Here is a 1,945-nt window from a genome sequence, read left to right on the forward strand (position 1 = left end):
GTGCGCCACGAACACAACGGGAGGTTTCGATGTAGACGGAATCTTCCGACGTGATGCTGCACCGGTGATGGAGGTGGGCCCTCCGAGACCGCCCACGCAGGGGGAGGTCTCAAACCGCCGCAGGTTGCTCCGGTGAATGAGCCGGGGTAATGAGCACTGCGGAAAAGGCGCACAAGATGCGTCAGGTGTGAGCCGAGAAGGCGAACGCGAGTGAACCACTGATGAAGTGTCGAAAGCGTATGGACGGTTACCGAAACCGGGGTCCAGTTGTTGCCCCGGGATGAATCTGGCGGGTTCCTGCATCTCTGGCCAGGTGGTGCCCGGCATAAAGGTGGCGCGAGCTCGGTTCAGGCGCTGGTGCGGAACGTGGGAACCCCTCGCCGCGATGCTGCCACCGGTCGGGTTGAGGCCGGTTGGCGATAAGGGAGAACCTCAAGCAGCTGAAACTGTGAGGGGCAGAGTACCGATGCGTGGCAGGGGGACGGATCGCCTCGTAGTAGTGATGAAGCCTCTGTAATGGGGGTGGAGCGAAGGGGGCGAGTTGTCCCGATCTAGTTTGGTGGTCAACCGGAGTTCCCGGGAGGAGCCAGGTGAACGGATCAAGGCCGCAGGCCGAGGTCAAGTCGTTTTACATCTCCAAGTTGATGGTGTGGGAGGCATTTCAGCGAGTCAAGGCCAACAAGGGTGCGCCCGGAACGGATGGCGTGACGATCGAGCGATACGAACATAACCTTTCGAGGAATCTGTTCAAATTGTGGAATCGGATGTCGTCCGGTTCGTATTTCCCTCCGGCGGTGAAGGCCGTGGAGATCCCCAAAGCAGGCGGGAAAGGAATCCGCGTGCTCGGGGTGCCCACCGTGGACGACCGGATCGCTCAGACGGTGGCCGCGATGTATCTGGAGCGTCGGGTGGAGCCTGTGTTCCACCCGGACTCCTACGGCTACCGGCCCCGGCGGTCGGCGTTGGGCGCGGTGGAGCAGTGTCGGCGGCGCTGTTGGCGGAGTGACTGGGTGGTCGATCTCGACATCCGGGCATTCTTCGACAGCGTGGACCACAAGCTGATGCTCAGGGCGGTCGAGCGGCATATCGACGCGGATGGGAAATGGGTCCTGCTCTACGTCAAGCGGTGGCTGGTCGCTCCGCTGGCGAAGGCGGACGGATCGGTGCAGCAACGGGATCGCGGAACTCCTCAGGGGTCGGCGATTTCGCCCGTGCTGGCGAATCTGTATCTCCACTACGCGTTCGATCTGTGGCTGGCTCGGGAGTTCCCGCAGGTCACCTTCGAACGGTACTGCGATGATGCGGTGATTCACTGCGGCAGTGAGAGGCAGGCCCGCCATGTGCGGGACGCTCTCACGCAGCGATTGGCGCAGGTCGGTTTGGAATTGCATCCGGACAAGACACGCATCGTCTATTGTAAGGACGCTGATCGGCGAGGCTCGTACGAGCACACGGCGTTCACGTTTCTTGGATACACGTTCCGACCCAGACTGGCCAAGAACCGGTACGGGAAGCACTTTGTGAGCTTCCTGCCCGCGGTCAGCAAGGCGGCGATCAAGGCGATGGGCAAGGTAATGCGTTCCTGGCGCATCGCCCAACGCAGTGACAAGTCGCTGATGGACCTTGCGCGGATGTTCAACAACATCGTGCAGGGATGGATCAACTATTACGGGCGATTCTACAAGTCCATGTTGTATCCCCTCCTCCGGCGCATCAACAGAATGTTGGTGGGCTGGGCCTGCCAGAAGTACAAACGACTGCGCCGCCGGGAGAAACGCGCGGGAGAACTACTGGCAGGCGCGGCCCGCCGGTATCCCAACATGTTCGCCCACTGGCGGTTCGGCCTCAAGCCTGACGGCTGGGCAATGGGAGCCGTGTGAGCCGAGAGGCTCCCGCACGGTTCTGCGAGCGGCGGCGGGTGCGATTCCTGCCGCCGACTCTCCTC

General features: G+C 62.0%; 1 protein-coding gene. It reads left to right on the plus strand.

Annotation, left to right across the window (positions count from 1 at the left end; translation table 11 throughout):
• Window positions 1–590: 590 nt before the first annotated feature.
• Window positions 591–1,880, plus strand: a complete 1,290-nt coding sequence (ltrA, locus tag ACF08M_RS41575) for a group II intron reverse transcriptase/maturase (protein WP_392190513.1) — start codon at window positions 591–593, stop codon at window positions 1,878–1,880.
• Window positions 1,881–1,945: the final 65 nt, after the last annotated feature.

The organism is Streptomyces sp. NPDC015032, assembly GCF_043080425.1.
Classification (GTDB): Bacteria; Actinomycetota; Actinomycetes; order Streptomycetales; family Streptomycetaceae; genus Streptomyces.